We start from the raw sequence: 18,647 nt of genomic DNA, 5'->3' as shown, positions 1-18,647 counted from the left end.
GCTGTAAAGGCCAACTGGCATCCAACCCACTAGGGGAACACCATGGCCAAAGGTCAGGTACGTAGCAACAAAGAAGCTAAAAAACCCAAACAAGAAAAGAAACTCTCAACCCCCGCCTCTACATTCGGCAATGCCGCAGCGCAGGCCAATGCACAAATGAACGAAGCCAAAAAGTCAAAGTAAGCTCACGGGGCATATCGCCCCGTAACTGGCGACATACCTACAACACAGCCAAGAGCAAATGTCAGCAATTGTTAAGCAATAGCAATTTGGGAGTAACATCGGGTTTTACCTTATTCCTACTGAAGCAATGGACACCACATTCCGCTTGGTACTGACTGGCAAGCTATTACCCGGAGTTGCCGCCGAACACGCCACCGCCGCACTGGCAAAACTAATGCGCTTGGAAATCGATCGGGCTGAAATGCTACTGCAGCAAGCGCCAACCGTAGTCAAAAAAGCCCTGCCTGGTCACCAGCTTGATACCTATCTGCAGCTATTTCACAAAGTTGGGGTTGAGGTCACCGCCGAAGCGCTGCAAACTCCTCCACCCGCACAGCCGTCTCTGAGCTTGGAACCCATCGCGACTCCGGCCACCACTGCGCCACTGAGCCTGCTCGCGGATGAACCTGCGGCGATTGCACCTATCGCCGATACCAGCGCCCAGATTACCTGCCCGCAATGCCAACGCGTACAGCCCAAGCGCACACTCTGCCTTGGCTGCGGCGCTGATATGCCACGGATGTTAGCCGCACAATCGGCCAGCAGCACCAGTGCTTTGCCACCGATTGATGCACAAAGCGCACCGGCAGCAGCACCAAGCCAGCGACGCTCTCGTATGCGCCAAGAATACGAAACCCCTGCATTCTGGTCACTCAGTACCGAGGGTCGGCTGGGGAGAATGCGCTATTTCTGCAACGGCCTGTTATCGATTTTGCCAGTTCTGGGCATGCTGCTGTTCGGCCTGCTAATCAGCAAGGGTGAAATGACGTTGCCGGTGGTCATTTTATTTTTAGGGGCTATCGTCTGGTGCTTGGTGCAAAACTATCGAATGATGGTATTTCGCTTACACGATCTAAATAAGCCAACCAAGTACGCAGGCTGGATTATTTTTGGTCAAATGCTGATCAATGCAGCCACTCGCTCTAGCACCTCGACCACCGTCATTATCATTGGCAGCATGATTTCATTGTTTGTCTATGGCGCACTGGCATTTGTACAAGGCGATGATGGCGAGAATGACTATGGCTTACCCGCCGCACCACCCAATATCTTTCATTACTTGGCGAGTCTGATCTGCGGGATCGCACTGATCGGTACAATTATCCAAACCACTTTAATGGACAGCCCAAAAGCTGCACCACGCACGCCAGCAGAAGCGGCGCAAACGCTCACCGACAGCGAAGTGGATCAATTAATTGCGCAAGTCGAGCAGCAAAGCGGCGAGAAAATGACGCGTGAAGAAGCCAGAGCACGGATTCAACAGCATATCGAGCAACAACAAGCCACCAGCCAGTCTGAGTAATTATGCAACAGCAAACCGATGCCACCTACGGGTGGCATTTTTATCGCTTTACATTATACATTTATATATATTATTATAAAGCATATCAAATAACAGCATAGGGATACCCAATGAGTACCGTACAAAAATTACTGATTGTCGGTGGCGTGGCGGGTGGCGCTTCAGCGGCGGCACGGGGGCGCCGTTTAAATGAAGCGGCGCAAATTATTGTGTTCGAGCGCGGCCCCTATGTGTCGTTTGCCAATTGCGGCTTGCCCTATCATTTGGGCGGGGAAATCGCTGAGCGTGAATCCTTATTACTACACACGCCCGAATCACTCACGGCGCGCTTCGGGTTGGATGTGCGCGTCAATAGCGAAGTGCTCAGCATTGATCGCCAAGCTAAAACCATTCGCGTCCACAATCGGCAAACTGGTGAAACCTATGACGAAAGCTACGACGCGCTGATCCTCGCGCCGGGTGCTGCACCGATTCGCCCGCCACTGCCGGGGCTGGATAATCCACGCGTATTCACGCTGCGCACCGTGCCCGATCTCGATCGACTAATGAATGCAATGACCAGCACGGTCAAACACGTGACCGTCGTTGGCGCAGGGTTTATCGGGCTGGAAACGGTTGAAGCGCTGCGTCATCGCGGGCTGGCCGCCAGCCTGATTGAGCGTGCACCGCAGGTGTTAACTCCGCTCGATGCTGAAATGACCACACCGCTAGCCGCGACGCTGCAAGCTCATGGCGTTGAATTACTGTTAGGCGAAAGCCTGCTCAGCGTCGTTGATGGCGAACAACTAACTCTCCAGCTGGAATCAGGCCATCAACTCAGCACTGACTTGGTGGTATTGGCGATTGGGGTGAAACCGGAAAACCAATTGGCGCGCGAAGCTGGCTTAGAAATCGGCACAACTGGCGGGGTATTGGTCAATAGCCATCAGCAGACAAGCGATACAAGCATATACGCCGTAGGGGATGCCGTTGAAGTTCTGCACACTGTGAATGGCAAATCTGTCTTGTTGCCACTGGCAGGCCCCGCCAATCGTCAAGGCCGCATTGCAGCCGATACAATTTTTGGCCGCGCAGCCAGCTATCGTGGCAGCCAAGGCACAGCCATTTGCAAGGTGTTTGATCTAACCGCCGCCAGCACCGGACTCAATGAGCGTAGCCTGCAAGCGGCCGAAATACCGTACCAAAAGCTCTATCTGCATGGGAATGATCACGCCAGCTACTACCCCGGCGCAACGATGATCAGCCTGAAAGTCTTGTTTGACCCCGCCAGCGGTAAATTACTCGGCGCGCAGGCGGTGGGCGAGAAAGGCGTAGATAAACGCATCGATGTGCTCGCCGTGGCCTTGCAAGCTGGCATGACAATCGATGATCTGGCCGAAATGGAGCTCAGCTACGCGCCACCCTATGGTGCAGCCAAAGACCCGCTCAATCTGGTTGGCATGGCGGCGCAAAATCTGCAATCCGGTTTGCTTGCGCTAATCAACCCCGAACAATTGGCGAACGAGCTAGGTCATGTGCAATTGATCGATGTACGCGAGCCGGAAGAAATCGCCAGCGGTCAAATTGCTGGGGCACGGAATATCCCGCTGAGCCAATTGCGCGAGCTTAGCCAGTTGCTCGACACCAGCAAACCGGTGGTGGTGTACTGCATGGTGGGCCTGCGTGGTTATATCGCCCAACGACATTTAAGCCAATTGGGCTTTCAGGTGCGCAGCCTGAACGGAGGCTACAAAACCTGGCAAATGTGGAACATGAGCCAACATCAAAGGGTATAGCCCGAAAAAGCAATCTGAATCTGGCTTAAATAAACATACCCAATAAAACCCGGCTCTTGCATGGGTTTTATTGGGTAGCGTGACCACACAATTCTGCGGCAGTGAATGACTACTCCACCGTGCTCCAGCCTTTATCCGGATTAAAATTCGTCAATTTTTTAACGGCATCAGCGGTGCCCTTACCTAAATTACGCTGATAAATCACCCCTTCCTGATTGGTGATAAAGCTCATCACGCCCGACTTGCCATAGCTAGCTGGCCAAGCCAGAACTGCAAACCCGCCAAACATTTTTCCGCTTTCGACATAGCTATACGCGCCCCCCTTCGCTGCAGGACCTTGTGCTTGGAGAATTTTGAAAAAATAGCCATGATAAGGTGCTGATTGATTGTGATACCCCTCGGCAGCGGCGGCAGCAAAAAAAGCCCCCATTGGGCTAGCCGCTGCCCCTTCTTGCTCAGGCCAATACAAACCATCTTTTCGCTCTGGCGAGCTAACAATGCGATCGGCGTAATGCAGCAGTGATGAGCCATCCGCCTGCATCAGGTAATACTCCTGCTGCGCAGTAAGTACGGTTTTCAGTGCTTCAATTGCACTGAGCTCATTCATGCCAATGCGCCGGGTGAGTAATTCCGCACGGCCCGTCGTGCCAGCAAAAACCCAGCCTCCCTTATCGCGAATCAGCGGAATTGCAAACGGGTATTGTTGCTCCCCCAATTCCAGCACTTGCTTCGATTGACTGACAACGCGCCATTGATGCCCTGCGCGATAGCTTTGTGCATAGGTTGCGTAGCGATTTTGATCATCAATCGGGTCTCCCGATACAATCAAATCACGATTGCGAGAGCCAAATATTTTTTCCAGTGCGCTGGGGTCTTTTTGCTCTAGCGCTTGCAACAGCGCTTCGCCCGCCGCCTCAGGCGTTTTAAATAACTGCCCCGCGAAAGCCGAAGACATCAAGGTTGCACCAAGCACCGCCACTAGCGTTTTCAAAACTGAATCATGCATTGCTCTACTCCTTATTTACCGTGACCAGAGACACGTACCGGGCGGGAAACGCTGCGCTGTGAACTAGCTCCGCGATCGCGAGCACTGCGCGCAAGCTGACTGTGATCTGGCTGACTAAATGCACTATCACGGTGCGTTGCTGATGGCGCAATTGGGTTCGCAACTGGCTTGGCTTTTTTACCTGATTTCGCAGAGCCGTTTGATTGATTGTCGCGATGCTCAGGTTTGGCGGCGGCTTTATTTTGCAATTGTTGGCTTAACTCCGCACGATCCAAATCCTTAAGCTGCCCTTGCATATCAGCACGATCAATCGTCCCCAAATCAGCGCGTGTTTGATCAGCCTTGCCACGAAATGCTTCGCGACTTTGCTCTCGATGATTGGTTTGCGGCCGATACTGCTCGCGCGTGGTTTTATCGCGGTATTCCACCCCGCGCCGATGATCCACGTTATGAGTCCAGTTGGTGTTGTTAATGGTGGTGCGATTAAAGCTGTTGTAATGGTTAACATTGATATTGACGTGACCATGATGCCAGTCGCAATCGCCCCATAAAGCCGCGCCAACCATTACTCCAACGGTAAATGAAAATGCACTTGCTGCATAAGCATAGCTAGGTGGATACCAATAATAAGGTACATAGCTAGGGTATGGCCACGGGCCATACACCACCGTTGGGTTATAGACAGGTACATAGACAACTTCGGTTTGAGGCTCAATGCGAATGACGGTCGTGGGAGTAGATTCGACAATCACTTTCTGCTCTTTGCTGTCTTTCAAATTGCCTTCAGCTTTGGCTTTTGCACGCAAGCGCTGTGTCGCATCCATAACGTCTTTTTGCTGCGCCAAAAATGCATCGCCCAATTTTTGGGTCCAGTCAATTTTGTCATTGAGCATCGCCAATACATCGGGAAACGCCGCTAGCGATTTAACGCTGGCATCCCACGGCTGTTTGAGTAGCGCATCTTCAAGCGCTTTATCCTTCAGACTAGAATTGGCTTTGCGCCAACGCGCAGCCTGCACCACTTCTAACGGATAAGTTGACGCCATCAAGACTTGCGCCAACAACGCATCGGGATACAACGCAATTGGCGCTACTAATTGCTCAATTTCCTGCTGACTAAAGACATTACTCGCGGCAGTTTCAGCCGCCAGCACATTGGAACTTAACAGCAAGCCAGGTGAACCCAGCAGCGCTGCTGAAACGAACAAAGATTGCATTAAACGCGACATTGCGGCTCCTTATCTTGTCCAGACCTGATCCATAAAGCATGGCAAGCTTGGTCTAGATCTACGATGTAATTAAAGCGCTTCTACCGATCAACTATTCACATCGATTCTAGTCGCCAACCGCAAGTTTTCCTGCTTTTCTTTCTGAAACTTGACAATTCCGCGGCAAAAATCGCACAAATCACCGTGTGATTTGACTTTGGCCACAGCCGCGCAAGGCTCAAGTGCAGGTATAATCGCGCTATAGAAAATTACTTTGGGTCTGTGCCATGCTCCGCCGTTTAGATTCCACTTCTGCTGATTTCCAAACCGAACTCACTGCCCTGCTGGCATTTGAAACCTCGCAAGACCCGCAAGTAGATCAACGCGTTGCGGCGATTTTGGCCGACGTTAAAACCCGTGGCGATGCAGCCCTGGTGGAGTACACCAACAAATTTGATGGTACGGCAGCCAGCTCAATGGCCGATCTGGAGTTGACACAAACCGAGCTCAAAGCCGCTTTCGAGCGCCTACCGGCCGATCAAGCCGCGGCACTGCAAGCGGCCGCCGCCCGCGTGCGCAGCTATCACGAAAAACAGAAAATGAGCTCGTGGAGCTACGAAGATGAAGACGGCACGCTGCTTGGCCAGCAAGTCACTGCGCTCGATCGCGTCGGTATTTATGTACCCGGCGGCAAAGCAGCGTATCCATCTTCCGTATTGATGAATGCAATTCCGGCGCACGTTGCGGGTGTCGCCGAGATCATCATGGTCGTGCCAACGCCGAAGGGCGAGCGCAATGATTTGGTTCTTGCCGCGGCGTACGTCGCTGGCGTTTCACGTGCATTTACCGTTGGCGGCGCACAAGCCGTTGGCGCGCTGGCGTATGGCACGCAAACTGTACCGCAAGTCGATAAAATCACTGGCCCCGGCAATGCCTACGTGGCCTCGGCCAAACGCGCCGTATTTGGCGTGGTAGGTATTGATATGGTCGCTGGCCCGTCGGAGATTTTGGTGCTGGCCGATGGCACAACCAATCCAGATTGGGTGGCGATGGATTTATTTAGCCAAGCCGAGCACGATGAAATCGCCCAATCAATTTTGCTGTGTCCAGATGCAGGGTATGTTGATGCAGTCTATGCCAGTATTGAGAAATTAATCGATACCCAGCCACGTAAAGAGATTATCGCTGCTTCACTCAAAAATCGCGGCGCACTGATTGTGGTAAAAGATCTCGACGAAGCCTGTGAAATCTGCAATTACATCGCGCCAGAGCACATGGAATTGTCGGTTGAAAACCCAGAAGCGCTACTACCCAAAATCCGCCACGCTGGTGCCATTTTCATGGGTAAATTCACGTCTGAATCATTGGGCGACTACTGTGCGGGCCCGAACCATGTGTTGCCAACCGCACGCAGCGCACGCTTCTCTAGCCCGCTGGGTGTGTATGACTTCCAAAAGCGTTCTAGCCTGATCAAGGTCTCTGAAGTCGGCGCGCAGAAACTCGGCCAAATTGCTTCGGTATTGGCACACGGTGAAGGCCTGACAGCACACGCCAATGCGGCTGAATTACGTTTGAAATAATTTTTTGCTGCGTCATTAAAAAAGCTGCCTTGGCAGCTTTTTTAATCGGCACGAACTGTAGCCTGCATTCAAACAGCAAAATACCGCTGATGGTATACCTCTATGCAGCCTTTTTTTCATAGGCCACAAGAATATACCCACAGAGATTAATTCAGTAATTGATCAAGAGCTGCTAGCTCTAATGAGGCTTTTGGCAGTAAATCACAGTGCAATTGAATGTATAAAAAGTTGGCTTGGTGCTCGTAATCCTCTGCCGCCCCTTTCTTGCCCAGCGCGGCACTATAGCGTTGAGCCTGTCTGAGCAACCGTACTTGCAAATGCGGCATCCTATCCTCTTGTGCGATTTGCAGCCCTCGCTTTACCACTTCCATCGCTTGCGTGTAATTGGCTTGTTTAGCCAGCAGCTCAGCCCACTCACCTAGTAAATTGACTTCCAGCCAGTGATAGGGCGTGGTGGCGACAATCAACAACCCTTCTTCAAGGCACAATTGTGCCTGCTCGAGTTGATTCTCTGCCAAGGCTATTTGCGCTAAGCGATACTGACTTTCAGCCGCGTGATGCGGCAAGCCTTGCTGCTCGCAAATATGCAGCGTTTCTTCCAATAATGCTCGGGCCTGAGAAAATTGCGCCAGCTTTTGCAAATTGACTGCCCAATTGATCTTGGCCATAGTAATCAAATACGGGTCTTGGCTGGCAAGTAATAAATCATGTGCGGCTTGGTGCATTCGCACGGCCAGTTGATTTTCGTCGGACACATCACAAATCCGCCCCAAACCAATCAATGCTAAGGCACGTGTTTTATTTAAACTGGCCTGATGCCCGCATAGCAACGCGCATTGCTGCCAATATTGCAAGGCCTGCGGGTAATGCGACAAAGAGTAATGGCAACAACCTAGTTGTTCCAAAATGGCGGGCATTTGCTGAAAATACCGAAACTCTTGTGCATAGGCCATGGCCTCGGTTAGCACCGTGATGGCCCCGGGCAAATCACCCAGCTGGTCTTCAATTAACGATAATTGCTGCGCAGCACGGATGAAGGTAATGGTATCAAATGCTGCACGCGCCTCATCTAGCAGCGTCAGGCATTGCGCACGAGCCTGCACGGGCTCGGTGAAAATTTTGGCATGAATTGCATCCAGCAGATGCTGCCTTAGGGTTGACGGTTGGTCTGGCATCGCGGTCCTCTCATGCTTTGTTTGTAGTACACCCGCGTTCTAAGTTCCCCCCGTTTGGCGAGAGCCAGACCAATCTTTGTACGCAATGACCTATGTCAAAATCTGCGTAACCCAATCACTACCTTAGCTGCCGATCCATAAATACATTGGCCTGTTTAATCCGACCATCGGCACTTAAACCAACACTATTAACACCTTGGGCCAGTTGCGCCCCCTGCGCATCAAGCAGTCGCCAAGCAAACAAGGCCTGATCATTTACTTGATTAGGCTTACCGCTTAACTCCAGTTTCATCCCCGGAAATTGTTGCTGGAGTTTGGCCAAATAATCGGTGTAGGCCGCAATGCCACGATACACGCCATCCGGGGTATTAAATACAAATTGGCTATCGAGCACCTGTGACCATTGCTCAAGGCTCACTTCGGCATTTGCCAAATTATGCAAGGCAAAGAATTGTGTGAGCGTCGCGTCAAGCCCGCGTGGTCCAACACCCACAGCTGCAGCGTTCAATTTTGCAGGGATACCTAACAGTTGATCAACCGTAGTAAATTGATAGCCTTGCTGGCGCAAAGCAGGGATTAAGGTTTTCACAGCCATAATGGTAGGCACCCGCCCACGCCCGCCCGAGTCATGCATTAATACAATCGCCTCAGGGTGAATATACTGTTGAATCACCGCCTCGATTTTTGCACTGGCCACTTCATCCAGTGCGTGCTGCCAGGTATAAAACCAGTCCGCGCTATCTACCGACCATAAAATAGCCGCCATATTTTTGGCTTGGAGTGACTTCACCTGATTGTCGTTGAGAAAACCATAGGGTGGCCGCATTAATGCAGGCTGAAAACCCACGACTTTTTGGAAGGCCTGCTGGGTTTTCAATATTTGATAATCCCACCACGCACCCCCCTCTTCCATTTTGCTCAGATTGGGGTGACTAAAACTGTGGTTGGCCAAGGTATGGCCTTCAGCAAGAGCACGCTTTACGATCTCAGGGTACTGCAGCACATTCTGACCTTGCCAGAAAAAAGTCGCTTTAACATTTTGCTGCTTTAAGACATCGAGCAATGCGGGGGTATCGGCACTGGGGCCATCGTCAAAGGTAAACGCAATTTGTTTACGCTCCCCCAGCCCTTCCATAAAGAACGTGCGCGGAAACAGCTGCGCCTGGCGCTCAAGCTCCACTGCCGCAACCTGCCCACGATTTTCCACCACCGGGGTGCGTAAGCGGGCAGGAGACTGCGCTGACACAATACCCGTAACGAGTATTGCGACAAATCCAACTGTTAAATTGACCTTGCTAAACATACCCATCACCTCACTGTACAGGAAAATAGAACGCACCCAGCCGGATGCACATACCAAAAATGTACCAATCGTTCGGTAAATAATCCCGCGTTGATGCGTAGCTGTCAAGGCATACTGCCCAATTCTTCGGGTAAACTTGCACACAGCAAAGGAGATCGCAGTGGCCATTCAAAAAGAACAACTCATCGAGCAGCTTCGGCGTGTGTTTCATACCTATGGCTATGATGGCACATCACTGAGCCTGATCAGCCAGGCCACCGGCTTAGGTAAAGGTAGCTTGTACCATCACTTCCCAAATGGAAAGCAAGAAATGGCCAGTGCCGTCTTGCAAGCCGAAGGTATTTGGTTTCAAGCCGGCCTTAATTTACTGCGCCAAGAAGGCGAGCCCAACATGCGATTGGCGCAATTTATTCAATTTATCGCACTCACTGAACAAGACAAACTCGAGGCTAGCACGCTCGATATCTATACGATGGGCAATGCCCGCAGCTTATTTGGCGCGGATATGGGACTGGCCGTACAAGAATGGATTGCCGCACTGAACAAACTGATGCAAGACGCCGGCATTGCGCCCGCCGTGGCCCAGCATCGTGCAATTAGCACCATTGCCAAATTAGAAGGAGCGCGCATGCTATGTCGTTGCTTGGATGACTGGCAGATTTTTGAGCAATTATTACAGGAACTACCACAAGATTTACTTAACTAAATCACTGCAAATGCGTACTACCTCATTAATAGCCCCAATACTGAATTGAAACTGACATCACAAACCAAATAAAACCACCAAAAACAGTGAAACTCCCAATTGCCAAGTAAAGTTGCACTGTTCTAGCCCCAATCGACAATTTTCTTGCGCCAATCGTGGCATTTCAGATCATCAGAGCTTCCCGCCAACGCGAATCTATTGGAAAATGCAGTATTGATCGGCAAGTGCTGAGCTGTTTACGAGAATCATCGATGCGCCAAGTTACTGTTACTCGCAATACGCTAGAAACCCAAATCACCATCACGCTCAACCTAGACGGCACCGGCGTGAGCAAATTCGACACCGGAGTGCCTTTTTTCGAGCACATGCTCGACCAAGTGGCGCGTCACGGCCTGTTTGATATTGAAATCAAAGCCGTCGGCGATTTGCATATTGATGCCCACCATACGGTAGAAGACGTGGGGATTACCTTGGGACAGGCTTTTGCCAAAGCAGTTGGCGATAAAAAAGGCATTGTGCGTTACGGTCACAGCTATGTGCCGCTTGATGAGGCATTAAGCCGCGTGGTAGTTGACCTCTCTGGTCGCCCCTGTCTGGAATACGATTGCGAATATACCCGCGCGATGATCGGTGGCTTTGATGTCGATTTGTTTGGTGAATTTTTCCGTGGTTTTGTTAATCACGCCGCGATCAGCCTACATATCGACAACCTGAAAGGCAAAAACGCCCACCACCAAGCCGAAACCATTTTCAAAGCATTGGGGCGCGCACTGCGCATGGCGGTTGAACTCGATCCACGGATGGCTGGCATTACACCGTCAACCAAAGGCACGCTGGTAGGTTGAGATGAGCCAAAAACAAACCATCGCTATTGTCGATTACGGCATGGGCAACCTGCATTCGGTGACCAAAGCTTTTGAGCTGGTCGCCGGTGACGATGCCACCATTATTCTGACCGCCGACCCAGCTGTCGTCGCTAGTGCCGACAAGGTGGTATTCCCCGGCCAAGGCGCGATGCCCGATTGCATGCGCGAGCTAAACGAAAGCGGTCTTAAACAAGCCGTACTCGATGCAGCAGCCAGCAAACCTTTTTTGGGTATTTGCGTTGGTGCGCAGTTACTGTTTGAACACAGCGAAGAAGGCGACATGGATTGCCTGGGCGTATTCAAAGGCAAAGTAGTGAAATTCAAGCCTGAAAATATGCACGACAGCGTGGGTCAAAAGCTCAAAGTGCCGCACATGGGCTGGAACGAGATGTTCATCAAGCGTGAACACCCATTGTGGGCGGGCATCAGCGAAGCGGAGCGGTTTTACTTTGTGCATAGTTACCACTTCGCGCCAGCCAGTGATGCAGATACCATCATCGAATCAGCCTATCCAACTCGCTTTGCGGTGGCGGTCGCGCGCGACAATATTTTTGCAATTCAATGCCACCCCGAAAAAAGCCACACGCCGGGTCTGCAATTATTGAAAAATTTCGTACACTGGAAGCTATAGCATTTGTGACAAGATGGTGAAATACCGTTTAATAACAAACTGCTAGTTTTAATTTAACCCCCTCACTATATGCTTTTAAATCATGCTGATTATTCCTGCAATTGATCTTAAAGATGGCCAATGTGTTCGTTTGCGCCAAGGCGAAATGACCGACGCAACCGTATTTTCTGATGACCCAGCTAGCTTTGTTTCGCACTGGCTAGGCCAAGGCGCACGCCGTATGCATCTGGTTGACCTCAATGGTGCATTTGCGGGCAAACCCAAAAACCTGAGTGCCGTTAAGCAGATTTTAAAAGCCATCAATGGTGAAGTCCCTGTGCAATTAGGCGGCGGTATTCGTTCACTCGAAACCATCGAGATGTACCTCGATGCCGGCATTGATTACGTGATTATCGGTACTGCAGCAATCAAGCAGCCGGGCTTTTTGCACGAAGCATGCGATGCGTTCCCAGGCCAGATCATTGTCGGTCTGGATGCCAAAGACGGCATGGTAGCCACCGATGGGTGGGCGAAAATTACCGACCACGAAGTAATCGACTTGGCCAAACGTTTTGAAGGCTATGGCGTAGAAAGCGTGATTTACACCGATATCGGCCGTGATGGCATGCTCTCTGGCGTGAATATCGAAGCGACTGTTAAACTGGCGCAAGCGCTGACTATTCCGGTGATTGCATCTGGTGGCCTAACTAATCTGGATGACGTACGTAAATTGTGCGAAGTCGCTGATGAAGGCATCGAAGGTGTAATTACGGGACGCGCGATCTACGAAGGCACTATCGACTTTGCCAAAGCCCAAGAGCTGGCTGACGAACTCTGCGAATAATATGAGCGAAGACGACGGCAACAAACCTGATTGGCTTGATTGGGCCACTGAAGAGCGGCATATTGGCCAGCTACTTCGTGACACCAATCCAGTCTGGTTTGCCGAAGTCTGCCAAATTTTGTTCGACACCGACCCGATGATGATTCGTCTGGTCGGAGAACCGGAAGGTTATGCGCCCGAGGTGGGCAGTATTATGCGCAGCTTGCCGCAGTGCATGAATGTCGATGATGTGCAGCAACTCATCTTCAATGTATTCACCCAGTGGTTTACCCCCGAATTTGCAGGTGGCCGTAGTCAATACGCCGAGACCGCACAAGCCGTGTGGGCCAGCTGGAAAGCCCAACAGCAAGAATAGTAGCGAGCACTCAATCTGCCTCGCTCGGAAAAAATATGCCATTAGCTAAACGTATTATCCCCTGCCTAGATGTCACCGCTGGACGCGTGGTGAAAGGTGTTAATTTTCTTGAATTGCGTGATGCGGGCGATCCGGTTGAGATTGCCAAACGCTATAACGATCAGGGTGCAGATGAACTCACCTTTCTCGACATCACCGCATCTAGCGACGATCGGGATCTGATTTTACATGTGATCGAGGCTGTGGCATCGCAAGTTTTCATTCCACTCACCGTCGGCGGCGGTGTCCGCAAAGCCGATGATGTGCGTCGCTTACTCAATGCCGGCGCCGATAAAGTCAGCATCAATACTACTGCCGTATCGAACCCCGAAGTGGTTGAGCAAGCCGCCAGCCGTTTTGGCAGCCAAGCCATTGTCGTGGCGATTGATGCCAAAGCGACCGATGCGACCAATAGCCGCTGGGAAGTGTTCACTCACGGCGGCCGTCGTGCTACGGGGCTGGATGCCGTGGAGTGGGCGCTGAAAATGCAGCAACTGGGCGCAGGTGAAATTTTGCTCACCAGCATGGATCGAGACGGCACCAAAATCGGCTTTAATTTGCCACTAACCCGCGCAGTTTCTGATGCAGTAGATATTCCAGTGATTGCTTCGGGTGGTGTCGGCAATTTGCAGCATCTGGTCGATGGTGTTAAACAAGGTCACGCCGATGCGGTATTGGCGGCCAGTATTTTCCACTTCGGCGAGTATTCGGTGCGGCAAGCCAAAGAAGCCATGCATGCAGCAGGAATTGAGGTCCGCTTTTAAACTCTGAGCCCTACTAAATCATGAAAAAAATTGCTGGATTATGCTGCCTGTTGCTAATGCATAGCGCTATGGCCTGTGAAATCAGTACCCAAACCCCTGCCAATGTATCGATGGAAGTCGACAATATGCGCCATGGTTTAAAAAACGAACTGACTTTGTTTTTAACGGTTAAATCCGCTGTCGATACCGAATTCAAACGCCCCCCCAATGTCGTTGATGCACAAGGTCGCGTCAGCGAGCCGATCAAAATGGAAGGCGCTCTGGGTAAAGTGAACGCCAAAGAAGTGCGGCAATGGGTCGTGTATTACACCCCAGTCGCAGACTTCACCGCAGAAAAGGTCGTGCTGCAATGAACTGGTTAGATGAAATTAAATATGACGCAGCAGGCTTGGTGCCTGTAATTGCCCAAGATGAACAAACTGGCCGCGTCATGATGTTTGCCTACGCCAACCGTGATGCCATTGCACTCACACACGAGAAAGGTACGGCACATTACTGGACTCGTTCACGCCAAAAACTATGGCATAAAGGCGAAGAGTCGGGCCATTTCCAGCATGTATCAGCCATTCAGCTCGATTGTGACGGCGACGTACTCATTTACAAGATCCGCCAAGAGGGTGGTATTGCTTGTCATACCGGACGAGAAAGCTGCTTCTTTCGCACCTTAGTCGATGGACAATGGCAGGTGAGTGAAGCCGTACTCAAAGACCCAAGCGCAATTTACGCACATCGCCACGAATAAGTCTGGGCTAGACATCAACTTGTCACCCTAATGCAATATAATTTGACCGATATTTTTTGGAGCAGTCTATGATTTCCGCAGAAATTCTGGAGCGTTTGTCGCAAACACTTGCTGAGCGCCGTCAAGCTGACCCAAGCTCATCGTATGTGGCCAAACTGTATAGCAAAGGCCAAGAAGCCATTCTCAAAAAAGTAGGCGAAGAAGCCGTAGAAACCATTATGGCTGCCAAAGATGGCGATAAATTGCATCTAGTGCGCGAAGTAGCTGATTTGTGGTTTCATACCCTAGTACTACTCGCACACGAAGGCCTGAGCAGTGAAGACGTATTAGCTGAACTAGCTCGACGCGAAGGCATTTCCGGCATCGAAGAAAAAGCGGCCCGCAAACCAGCCTAAGGAGTTTTTGCATGAGCGACTGTATTTTTTGCAAAATCGTGCGCGGAGAAATCCCAGCTAACAAGGTTTATGAAGACAGTGAGGTGATTGCCTTTAAAGACATTCGCCCCGCGGCACCGGTGCATTTGCTACTAATCCCTAAACGTCATATCGAATCGATGTTGACTACCACCAAAGAGGATGAAGCTTTGCTCGGTAAAATGTTAGCATTAACACCTGTTCTGGCTCGCGAGCAAGGCTTAGGTGCTGGCTACAAAACGGCTATTAATACAGGCTTGGCTGGCGGGCAGGAAGTATTCCATTTGCATTTACATGTAATGGGTACCCCTCAATAGTAATTGATTCTAGCCCAGATCAAACATGATCTAGGTAGATATACCCCTAAAGAGAGTAAGTCATGGGTTCATTTAGCATTTGGCACTGGTTAATTGTACTGGCCATCGTAGTGCTGGTTTTTGGTACTAAAAAATTGGGTAGTGTAGGCAAAGACCTTGGCGCAGCAATCAAAGGCTTTAAAGATGGCGTCAAAGGCGAAGATGACAGCACGCACAAATCGGATGCGACACGAGTCATCGACGTGGTCGAAAAAGACAAGAAATAAGCCGTGTTTGACGTTAGCCTAGGCGAGCTACTGGTTATTGGTGCCGTCACACTGGTGGTCGTTGGCCCAGAAAAAATGCCGAAGGTGGCTCGCACCGCGGGGATGCTGTTTGGGCGTCTGCAGCGTTTTGCCAACAATGTCAAAGCCGATTTGCACCGCGAAATGCAAGCCAGCGAGCTGGCGCAAATTCAGCAGGAAATTGAAGCTGAAGCAGCGCAAATCAAGCAAACAATTCATCAACCGCTTGCGCAAGCACAAGCTGCACTAGCGGAACTGGATAGCTCTTCAACGCGAGTGGAGCCAAGCCTAGTAGAAGAGCCAATGGTATCGACGCGGGCCCAAAACGTAGTAACAGCCCCCGAAACCGGCTTGCAAGCAACACCTGAAATCAGACCTGAGCCTCCTCGAAAATCACGCGAGAAGAAGGTTGTTGCAGAACCAGAAGCCATCAGCGCTACCGAAATTAATGAAAATCAGCTCGATTTATTTGCTGACCTTGACGAGGTTAGCCACACACCACATGCATCGGATCGACGCTAAATCATGAGTGAGCTCAGTGACAATCTGCAGCCTTTGATCAGTCATCTGGTTGAACTACGCACGCGACTAGTTCGTGGTGCTCTGGTATTTATCATCGGCTTTTTGATTGCGTTTGCTTTCTCGGCTAAGCTCTACGATATATTGGTAGCGCCTCTGGCGGCGGTATTGCCAGGCCAGAAATTGGTCACCATCGGCATCGCCTCGCCGTTTCTGGTGCAGGTCAAGATTGCGGCACTTGTCGCATTTGTCGCCACACTGCCGCACACCTTGTACCAAATCTGGGCGTTTGTAGCTCCGGGGCTTTATGCACACGAGAAACGTCTGATCGCACCACTGGTCATCGCCTCCACACTACTGTTCTTGCTCGGTATGGGTTTTGCCTATTTCTTAGTGTTTGGCGTGGTATTTAAATTTATCGCCTCAGTCATCCCACACAGCATGCAATGGTTGCCTGATTCGGGCGAATACCTTGATTTCGCGATGGGCATGTTTGTCGCTTTTGGTGTGACATTTGAAGTGCCTATTGTGGTGATTATTATGGTGCGCATGGGCTTTGTTAGTATTGCGAAGCTCCGCGAAATACGTTCTTACGTTATTGTGGGAGCCTTTGTGATTGCAGCCATTGTGACGCCACCTGATGTATTATCCCAGTGCCTGCTGGCCATTCCCTTATGGCTATTGTATGAGGCTGGTGTTCTGATTGCGTCATGGCTGTATCAGCCAGTGGGCAATGAGCAGCAATAATCCTGACCTGAGTTTAATCATGCCTTTCCAACTTCGCCTCTACCAAGGCCTGCTCTTTTTATTGGCCGCCGTTCCATGCGGGATTCCATTTCGCTGGGACCCCAATCCGGTATTTCCATCTGAGTTAGCTGCATTTTTCTTCTGTGTACTGATCACACTAGCCGGCGTGCTTGTACCGAGCGATCCACGAGAGAAAGCCAATCCACCATGGTTGACCGTGATGTGGATTGCCTTTGCCGCCATGATTGGCGTGCAGACCATCTTGCTACCGCATGGCTATGCCACAGAAAGGCTGTATCCGGTTATTTATGCACTGGGTGCAGCAGGTGCAGGCTGGTCATTAGCGCGAGCCATGCGCGTGTATGGCACGCAGCAACTCATCAATATGTTTGCCTGGGGTTTATTGGCTGGTGCGATTTTTAATTCCGGCCTTGCAGTACCTCAGATTGTGCAGCTGATTCAGGAAGGCCCACGCCTGATTTTTGGCAATATTGGCCAGAAAAATATGTATGGTCACTATCTGGCTTGGGGCTTGGCCAGCGCAGCCTATTTGGTGACACAAAAAGATGAAATGAATAAGTGGCTGTTCTATACGGTAGCAGCCTGGTTAGCCTTATCACTGGCCTTCTGTGGTTCACGCTCGCCATTACTCTATGCTTTGGCTTGGTTACCGCTCGGTGCATTTATCTGGTGGCGTGGAGCCGAAACATTACGTGAATTAGGTAAGTCGCTAACCATCGCAGCCGTACTGATTATTGCGATGCAGTTTCTTGCCCCCTTCGTTAATGAGCTCCTGCAAGCCTTACTGAAGGCTAAAAATGAAGTACCAACTGGCTTAGATCGCCTCGACTCTAATGGCTCACGCCGCATTGTTGAGTGGCACAAGGCCTGGATTACATTCCTACAAAACCCGTGGATCGGCACAGGCTGGGGTAGCTATGCGGTGCATAGCAATGCATTGCAAGTGCGCCCAGAGTTTGCCGTGGTATCAGAAAGTGTGCTGTTTACCCATGCTCACAATTCGGTACTCAATCTGCTAGCTGAAACTGGTGTTTTTGCGACGGGAATAATTTTGGCAGGCATCGCCTATGCGTACATCAACGTACTGCGCGCCTGGCGTAACCCGGTGGTGATGTATGCCGCAGCTTTAGCCACAGTCTCATTGCTCCACAGTATGGTGGAATATCCACTGTGGTATTTCCATTTCCTTGGCCCATTTGCCCTGATTTTGATCTTTATGCAGGATGGTGAAGCACGGCTTGGCATTCGTGCCGCATGGGCGCGGATGTCTTGGGCTTTATGGGGCGGCGTCGCTTTGGCACTCGCTATTACGGGTGGACAAATTTATCTGAAAATTTATCCCATCATGGATCCTGCGAACGATCAAAAACTCAATGCAGATCGTATCGCGCGACTTGAAGCCATGCGCAACAATCCTTTAATTGATTATTATGCCGAGCATGCCTTGTCCAATTACATTGTGGCAAGTAGTAGTGAAATGGATTGGAAGCTGGCCATCTTACGCAAACAAAATGCTATTCGCCCTTACCCAGGGCAGATGACCGATCAAGCCGTGATGGAAGCCATCAAAGGCAATCAGGCGATTGCGCACCAACTGATTCGCCGCGCCGCCTATGCCTACCCAGAAAGCTTTGACTATTTCTACCAAACGCTGGATGGTTTCAAAGAGCCTCAAGTGCGTGCGCTAATCAAGGATGTCGACGAGGCTCGCGACTTTTTCAACGCGAAACTCGACTTCAAAATTAAGCGCCCAGTTTTGGCTGATGAAATCGTGCCGGCAGCCGCATCCAGCGCATCGGCAATCCACTAAATAAAGCCCCTTGCGGGGCTTTTTTCATAGCGTTCGGT

General features: G+C 50.8%; 22 protein-coding genes. 18 read left to right on the top strand and 4 right to left on the bottom strand.

Features of this window, described 5'->3' with window-relative positions; all coding sequences use genetic code 11:
- Positions 1–42: 42 nt before the first annotated feature.
- The 3 genes from HZU75_RS09840 (at position 43) to HZU75_RS09830 (ending at position 3,300) form a co-directional block, all read left to right on the top strand.
- Positions 43–183: a hypothetical protein gene (locus tag HZU75_RS09840; RefSeq protein ID WP_180305919.1), complete on the top strand. Its 141-nt coding sequence runs from the start codon at positions 43–45 to the stop codon at positions 181–183.
- Between the two features lie 127 nt (positions 184–310).
- A complete protein-coding gene (locus HZU75_RS09835) occupies positions 311–1,525 on the top strand; it encodes a DUF805 domain-containing protein (RefSeq protein WP_180305918.1) in 1,215 nt (404 codons plus the stop codon).
- A gap of 110 nt (positions 1,526–1,635) precedes the next feature.
- Positions 1,636–3,300 carry an FAD-dependent oxidoreductase gene (locus HZU75_RS09830; protein WP_180305917.1) on the top strand — a complete coding sequence of 555 codons (1,665 nt, stop codon included), beginning with the start codon at positions 1,636–1,638 and terminating at the stop codon, positions 3,298–3,300.
- A 109-nt stretch (positions 3,301–3,409) separates the two neighbouring features.
- Here the strand turns inward: HZU75_RS09830 and HZU75_RS09825 are convergent, their stop codons facing one another.
- On the bottom strand, positions 3,410–4,306 hold the full coding sequence (locus HZU75_RS09825) for a DUF2950 domain-containing protein (protein ID WP_180305916.1): 897 nt from the start codon (positions 4,304–4,306) through the stop codon (positions 3,410–3,412).
- 11 nt (positions 4,307–4,317) lie between these two features.
- Positions 4,318–5,535, bottom strand: coding sequence for a DUF3300 domain-containing protein (locus HZU75_RS09820; RefSeq protein ID WP_228028017.1), 1,218 nt, complete (start codon positions 5,533–5,535; stop codon positions 4,318–4,320).
- A 266-nt stretch (positions 5,536–5,801) separates the two neighbouring features.
- Between HZU75_RS09820 and hisD the strand changes: the two genes are divergently transcribed.
- Entirely contained in the window at positions 5,802–7,094 is a 1,293-nt protein-coding gene (gene hisD, locus HZU75_RS09815; RefSeq protein ID WP_180305915.1) for a histidinol dehydrogenase, read from the top strand.
- Between the two features lie 146 nt (positions 7,095–7,240).
- On the opposite strand, the gene HZU75_RS09810 is transcribed toward hisD, so the two are convergent.
- Positions 7,241–8,269 (bottom strand): ATP-binding protein, encoded by a 1,029-nt coding sequence (locus HZU75_RS09810; protein WP_180305914.1) that lies wholly within the window; start codon positions 8,267–8,269, stop codon positions 7,241–7,243.
- A 118-nt stretch (positions 8,270–8,387) separates the two neighbouring features.
- Positions 8,388–9,680, bottom strand: a complete 1,293-nt coding sequence (locus tag HZU75_RS09805) for a polysaccharide deacetylase family protein (protein WP_180305913.1) — start codon at positions 9,678–9,680, stop codon at positions 8,388–8,390.
- A gap of 52 nt (positions 9,681–9,732) precedes the next feature.
- Between HZU75_RS09805 and HZU75_RS09800 the strand changes: the two genes are divergently transcribed.
- The 14 genes from HZU75_RS09800 (at position 9,733) to HZU75_RS09735 (ending at position 18,609) form a co-directional block, all read left to right on the top strand.
- Positions 9,733–10,278 (top strand): TetR/AcrR family transcriptional regulator, encoded by a 546-nt coding sequence (locus HZU75_RS09800; protein WP_228028016.1) that lies wholly within the window; start codon positions 9,733–9,735, stop codon positions 10,276–10,278.
- Positions 10,279–10,529: 251 nt separating this feature from the next.
- Positions 10,530–11,123, top strand: a complete 594-nt coding sequence (gene hisB / locus HZU75_RS09795; protein WP_179355330.1) for an imidazoleglycerol-phosphate dehydratase HisB — start codon at positions 10,530–10,532, stop codon at positions 11,121–11,123.
- Between the two features lies 1 nt (position 11,124).
- Entirely contained in the window at positions 11,125–11,775 is a 651-nt protein-coding gene (gene hisH / locus HZU75_RS09790) for an imidazole glycerol phosphate synthase subunit HisH (RefSeq protein WP_180305912.1), read from the top strand.
- 82 nt (positions 11,776–11,857) lie between these two features.
- Positions 11,858–12,598: a 1-(5-phosphoribosyl)-5-[(5-phosphoribosylamino)methylideneamino]imidazole-4-carboxamide isomerase gene (hisA, locus tag HZU75_RS09785; protein WP_180305911.1), complete on the top strand. Its 741-nt coding sequence runs from the start codon at positions 11,858–11,860 to the stop codon at positions 12,596–12,598.
- A 1-nt stretch (position 12,599) separates the two neighbouring features.
- On the top strand, positions 12,600–12,953 hold the full coding sequence (locus tag HZU75_RS09780) for a hypothetical protein (RefSeq protein ID WP_180305910.1): 354 nt from the start codon (positions 12,600–12,602) through the stop codon (positions 12,951–12,953).
- A gap of 35 nt (positions 12,954–12,988) precedes the next feature.
- On the top strand, positions 12,989–13,756 hold the full coding sequence (hisF, locus tag HZU75_RS09775; protein WP_180305909.1) for an imidazole glycerol phosphate synthase subunit HisF: 768 nt from the start codon (positions 12,989–12,991) through the stop codon (positions 13,754–13,756).
- Between the two features lie 68 nt (positions 13,757–13,824).
- Positions 13,825–14,109 carry a hypothetical protein gene (locus HZU75_RS09770; protein WP_180305908.1) on the top strand — a complete coding sequence of 95 codons (285 nt, stop codon included), beginning with the start codon at positions 13,825–13,827 and terminating at the stop codon, positions 14,107–14,109.
- Positions 14,106–14,498 (top strand): phosphoribosyl-AMP cyclohydrolase, encoded by a 393-nt coding sequence (gene hisI, locus HZU75_RS09765; protein ID WP_180305907.1) that lies wholly within the window; start codon positions 14,106–14,108, stop codon positions 14,496–14,498. Before HZU75_RS09770 ends, hisI begins: the two co-directional genes overlap by 4 nt.
- Positions 14,499–14,566: 68 nt before the next feature.
- Entirely contained in the window at positions 14,567–14,893 is a 327-nt protein-coding gene (locus HZU75_RS09760; RefSeq protein WP_180305906.1) for a phosphoribosyl-ATP diphosphatase, read from the top strand.
- Between the two features lie 11 nt (positions 14,894–14,904).
- Positions 14,905–15,228: a histidine triad nucleotide-binding protein gene (locus tag HZU75_RS09755; RefSeq protein ID WP_180305905.1), complete on the top strand. Its 324-nt coding sequence runs from the start codon at positions 14,905–14,907 to the stop codon at positions 15,226–15,228.
- A 62-nt stretch (positions 15,229–15,290) separates the two neighbouring features.
- On the top strand, positions 15,291–15,494 hold the full coding sequence (gene tatA, locus HZU75_RS09750) for a Sec-independent protein translocase subunit TatA (RefSeq protein WP_180305904.1): 204 nt from the start codon (positions 15,291–15,293) through the stop codon (positions 15,492–15,494).
- A gap of 3 nt (positions 15,495–15,497) precedes the next feature.
- Positions 15,498–16,034 (top strand): Sec-independent protein translocase protein TatB, encoded by a 537-nt coding sequence (tatB, locus tag HZU75_RS09745; protein WP_180305903.1) that lies wholly within the window; start codon positions 15,498–15,500, stop codon positions 16,032–16,034.
- A gap of 3 nt (positions 16,035–16,037) precedes the next feature.
- Positions 16,038–16,778 (top strand): twin-arginine translocase subunit TatC, encoded by a 741-nt coding sequence (gene tatC, locus HZU75_RS09740; protein WP_180305902.1) that lies wholly within the window; start codon positions 16,038–16,040, stop codon positions 16,776–16,778.
- 19 nt (positions 16,779–16,797) lie between these two features.
- The gene (locus HZU75_RS09735) at positions 16,798–18,609 is read left to right on the top strand and encodes a PglL family O-oligosaccharyltransferase (protein ID WP_180305901.1); all 1,812 of its coding nucleotides are present in this window, start codon (positions 16,798–16,800) and stop codon (positions 18,607–18,609) included.
- Positions 18,610–18,647 lie beyond the last annotated feature (38 nt).

Source organism: Chitinibacter fontanus, assembly GCF_013423785.1.
Lineage (GTDB): Bacteria > Pseudomonadota > Gammaproteobacteria > Burkholderiales > Chitinibacteraceae > Chitinibacter > Chitinibacter fontanus.
Note: the sequence above shows the minus strand (reverse complement) of the source record. Positions and strands in the feature narration are given on the sequence as shown.

Bases quoted from the DNA above. Each gene is read 5' to 3' on its own strand.
- HZU75_RS09840 (WP_180305919.1), top strand. From the start codon at position 43: ATGGCCAAAGGTCAGGTACGTAGCAACAAAGAAGCTAAAAAACCCAAA.
- HZU75_RS09835 (WP_180305918.1), top strand. From the start codon at position 311: ATGGACACCACATTCCGCTTGGTACTGACTGGCAAGCTATTACCCGGA.
- HZU75_RS09830 (WP_180305917.1), top strand. From the start codon at position 1,636: ATGAGTACCGTACAAAAATTACTGATTGTCGGTGGCGTGGCGGGTGGC.
- HZU75_RS09825 (WP_180305916.1), bottom strand. From the start codon at position 4,306: ATGCATGATTCAGTTTTGAAAACGCTAGTGGCGGTGCTTGGTGCAACC.
- HZU75_RS09820 (WP_228028017.1), bottom strand. From the start codon at position 5,535: ATGTCGCGTTTAATGCAATCTTTGTTCGTTTCAGCAGCGCTGCTGGGT.
- hisD (WP_180305915.1), top strand. From the start codon at position 5,802: ATGCTCCGCCGTTTAGATTCCACTTCTGCTGATTTCCAAACCGAACTC.
- HZU75_RS09810 (WP_180305914.1), bottom strand. From the start codon at position 8,269: ATGCCAGACCAACCGTCAACCCTAAGGCAGCATCTGCTGGATGCAATT.
- hisB (WP_179355330.1), top strand. From the start codon at position 10,530: ATGCGCCAAGTTACTGTTACTCGCAATACGCTAGAAACCCAAATCACC.
- hisH (WP_180305912.1), top strand. From the start codon at position 11,125: ATGAGCCAAAAACAAACCATCGCTATTGTCGATTACGGCATGGGCAAC.
- hisA (WP_180305911.1), top strand. From the start codon at position 11,858: ATGCTGATTATTCCTGCAATTGATCTTAAAGATGGCCAATGTGTTCGT.
- HZU75_RS09780 (WP_180305910.1), top strand. From the start codon at position 12,600: ATGAGCGAAGACGACGGCAACAAACCTGATTGGCTTGATTGGGCCACT.
- hisF (WP_180305909.1), top strand. From the start codon at position 12,989: ATGCCATTAGCTAAACGTATTATCCCCTGCCTAGATGTCACCGCTGGA.
- HZU75_RS09770 (WP_180305908.1), top strand. From the start codon at position 13,825: ATGGCCTGTGAAATCAGTACCCAAACCCCTGCCAATGTATCGATGGAA.
- hisI (WP_180305907.1), top strand. From the start codon at position 14,106: ATGAACTGGTTAGATGAAATTAAATATGACGCAGCAGGCTTGGTGCCT.
- HZU75_RS09760 (WP_180305906.1), top strand. From the start codon at position 14,567: ATGATTTCCGCAGAAATTCTGGAGCGTTTGTCGCAAACACTTGCTGAG.
- HZU75_RS09755 (WP_180305905.1), top strand. From the start codon at position 14,905: ATGAGCGACTGTATTTTTTGCAAAATCGTGCGCGGAGAAATCCCAGCT.
- tatA (WP_180305904.1), top strand. From the start codon at position 15,291: ATGGGTTCATTTAGCATTTGGCACTGGTTAATTGTACTGGCCATCGTA.
- tatC (WP_180305902.1), top strand. From the start codon at position 16,038: ATGAGTGAGCTCAGTGACAATCTGCAGCCTTTGATCAGTCATCTGGTT.
- HZU75_RS09735 (WP_180305901.1), top strand. From the start codon at position 16,798: ATGCCTTTCCAACTTCGCCTCTACCAAGGCCTGCTCTTTTTATTGGCC.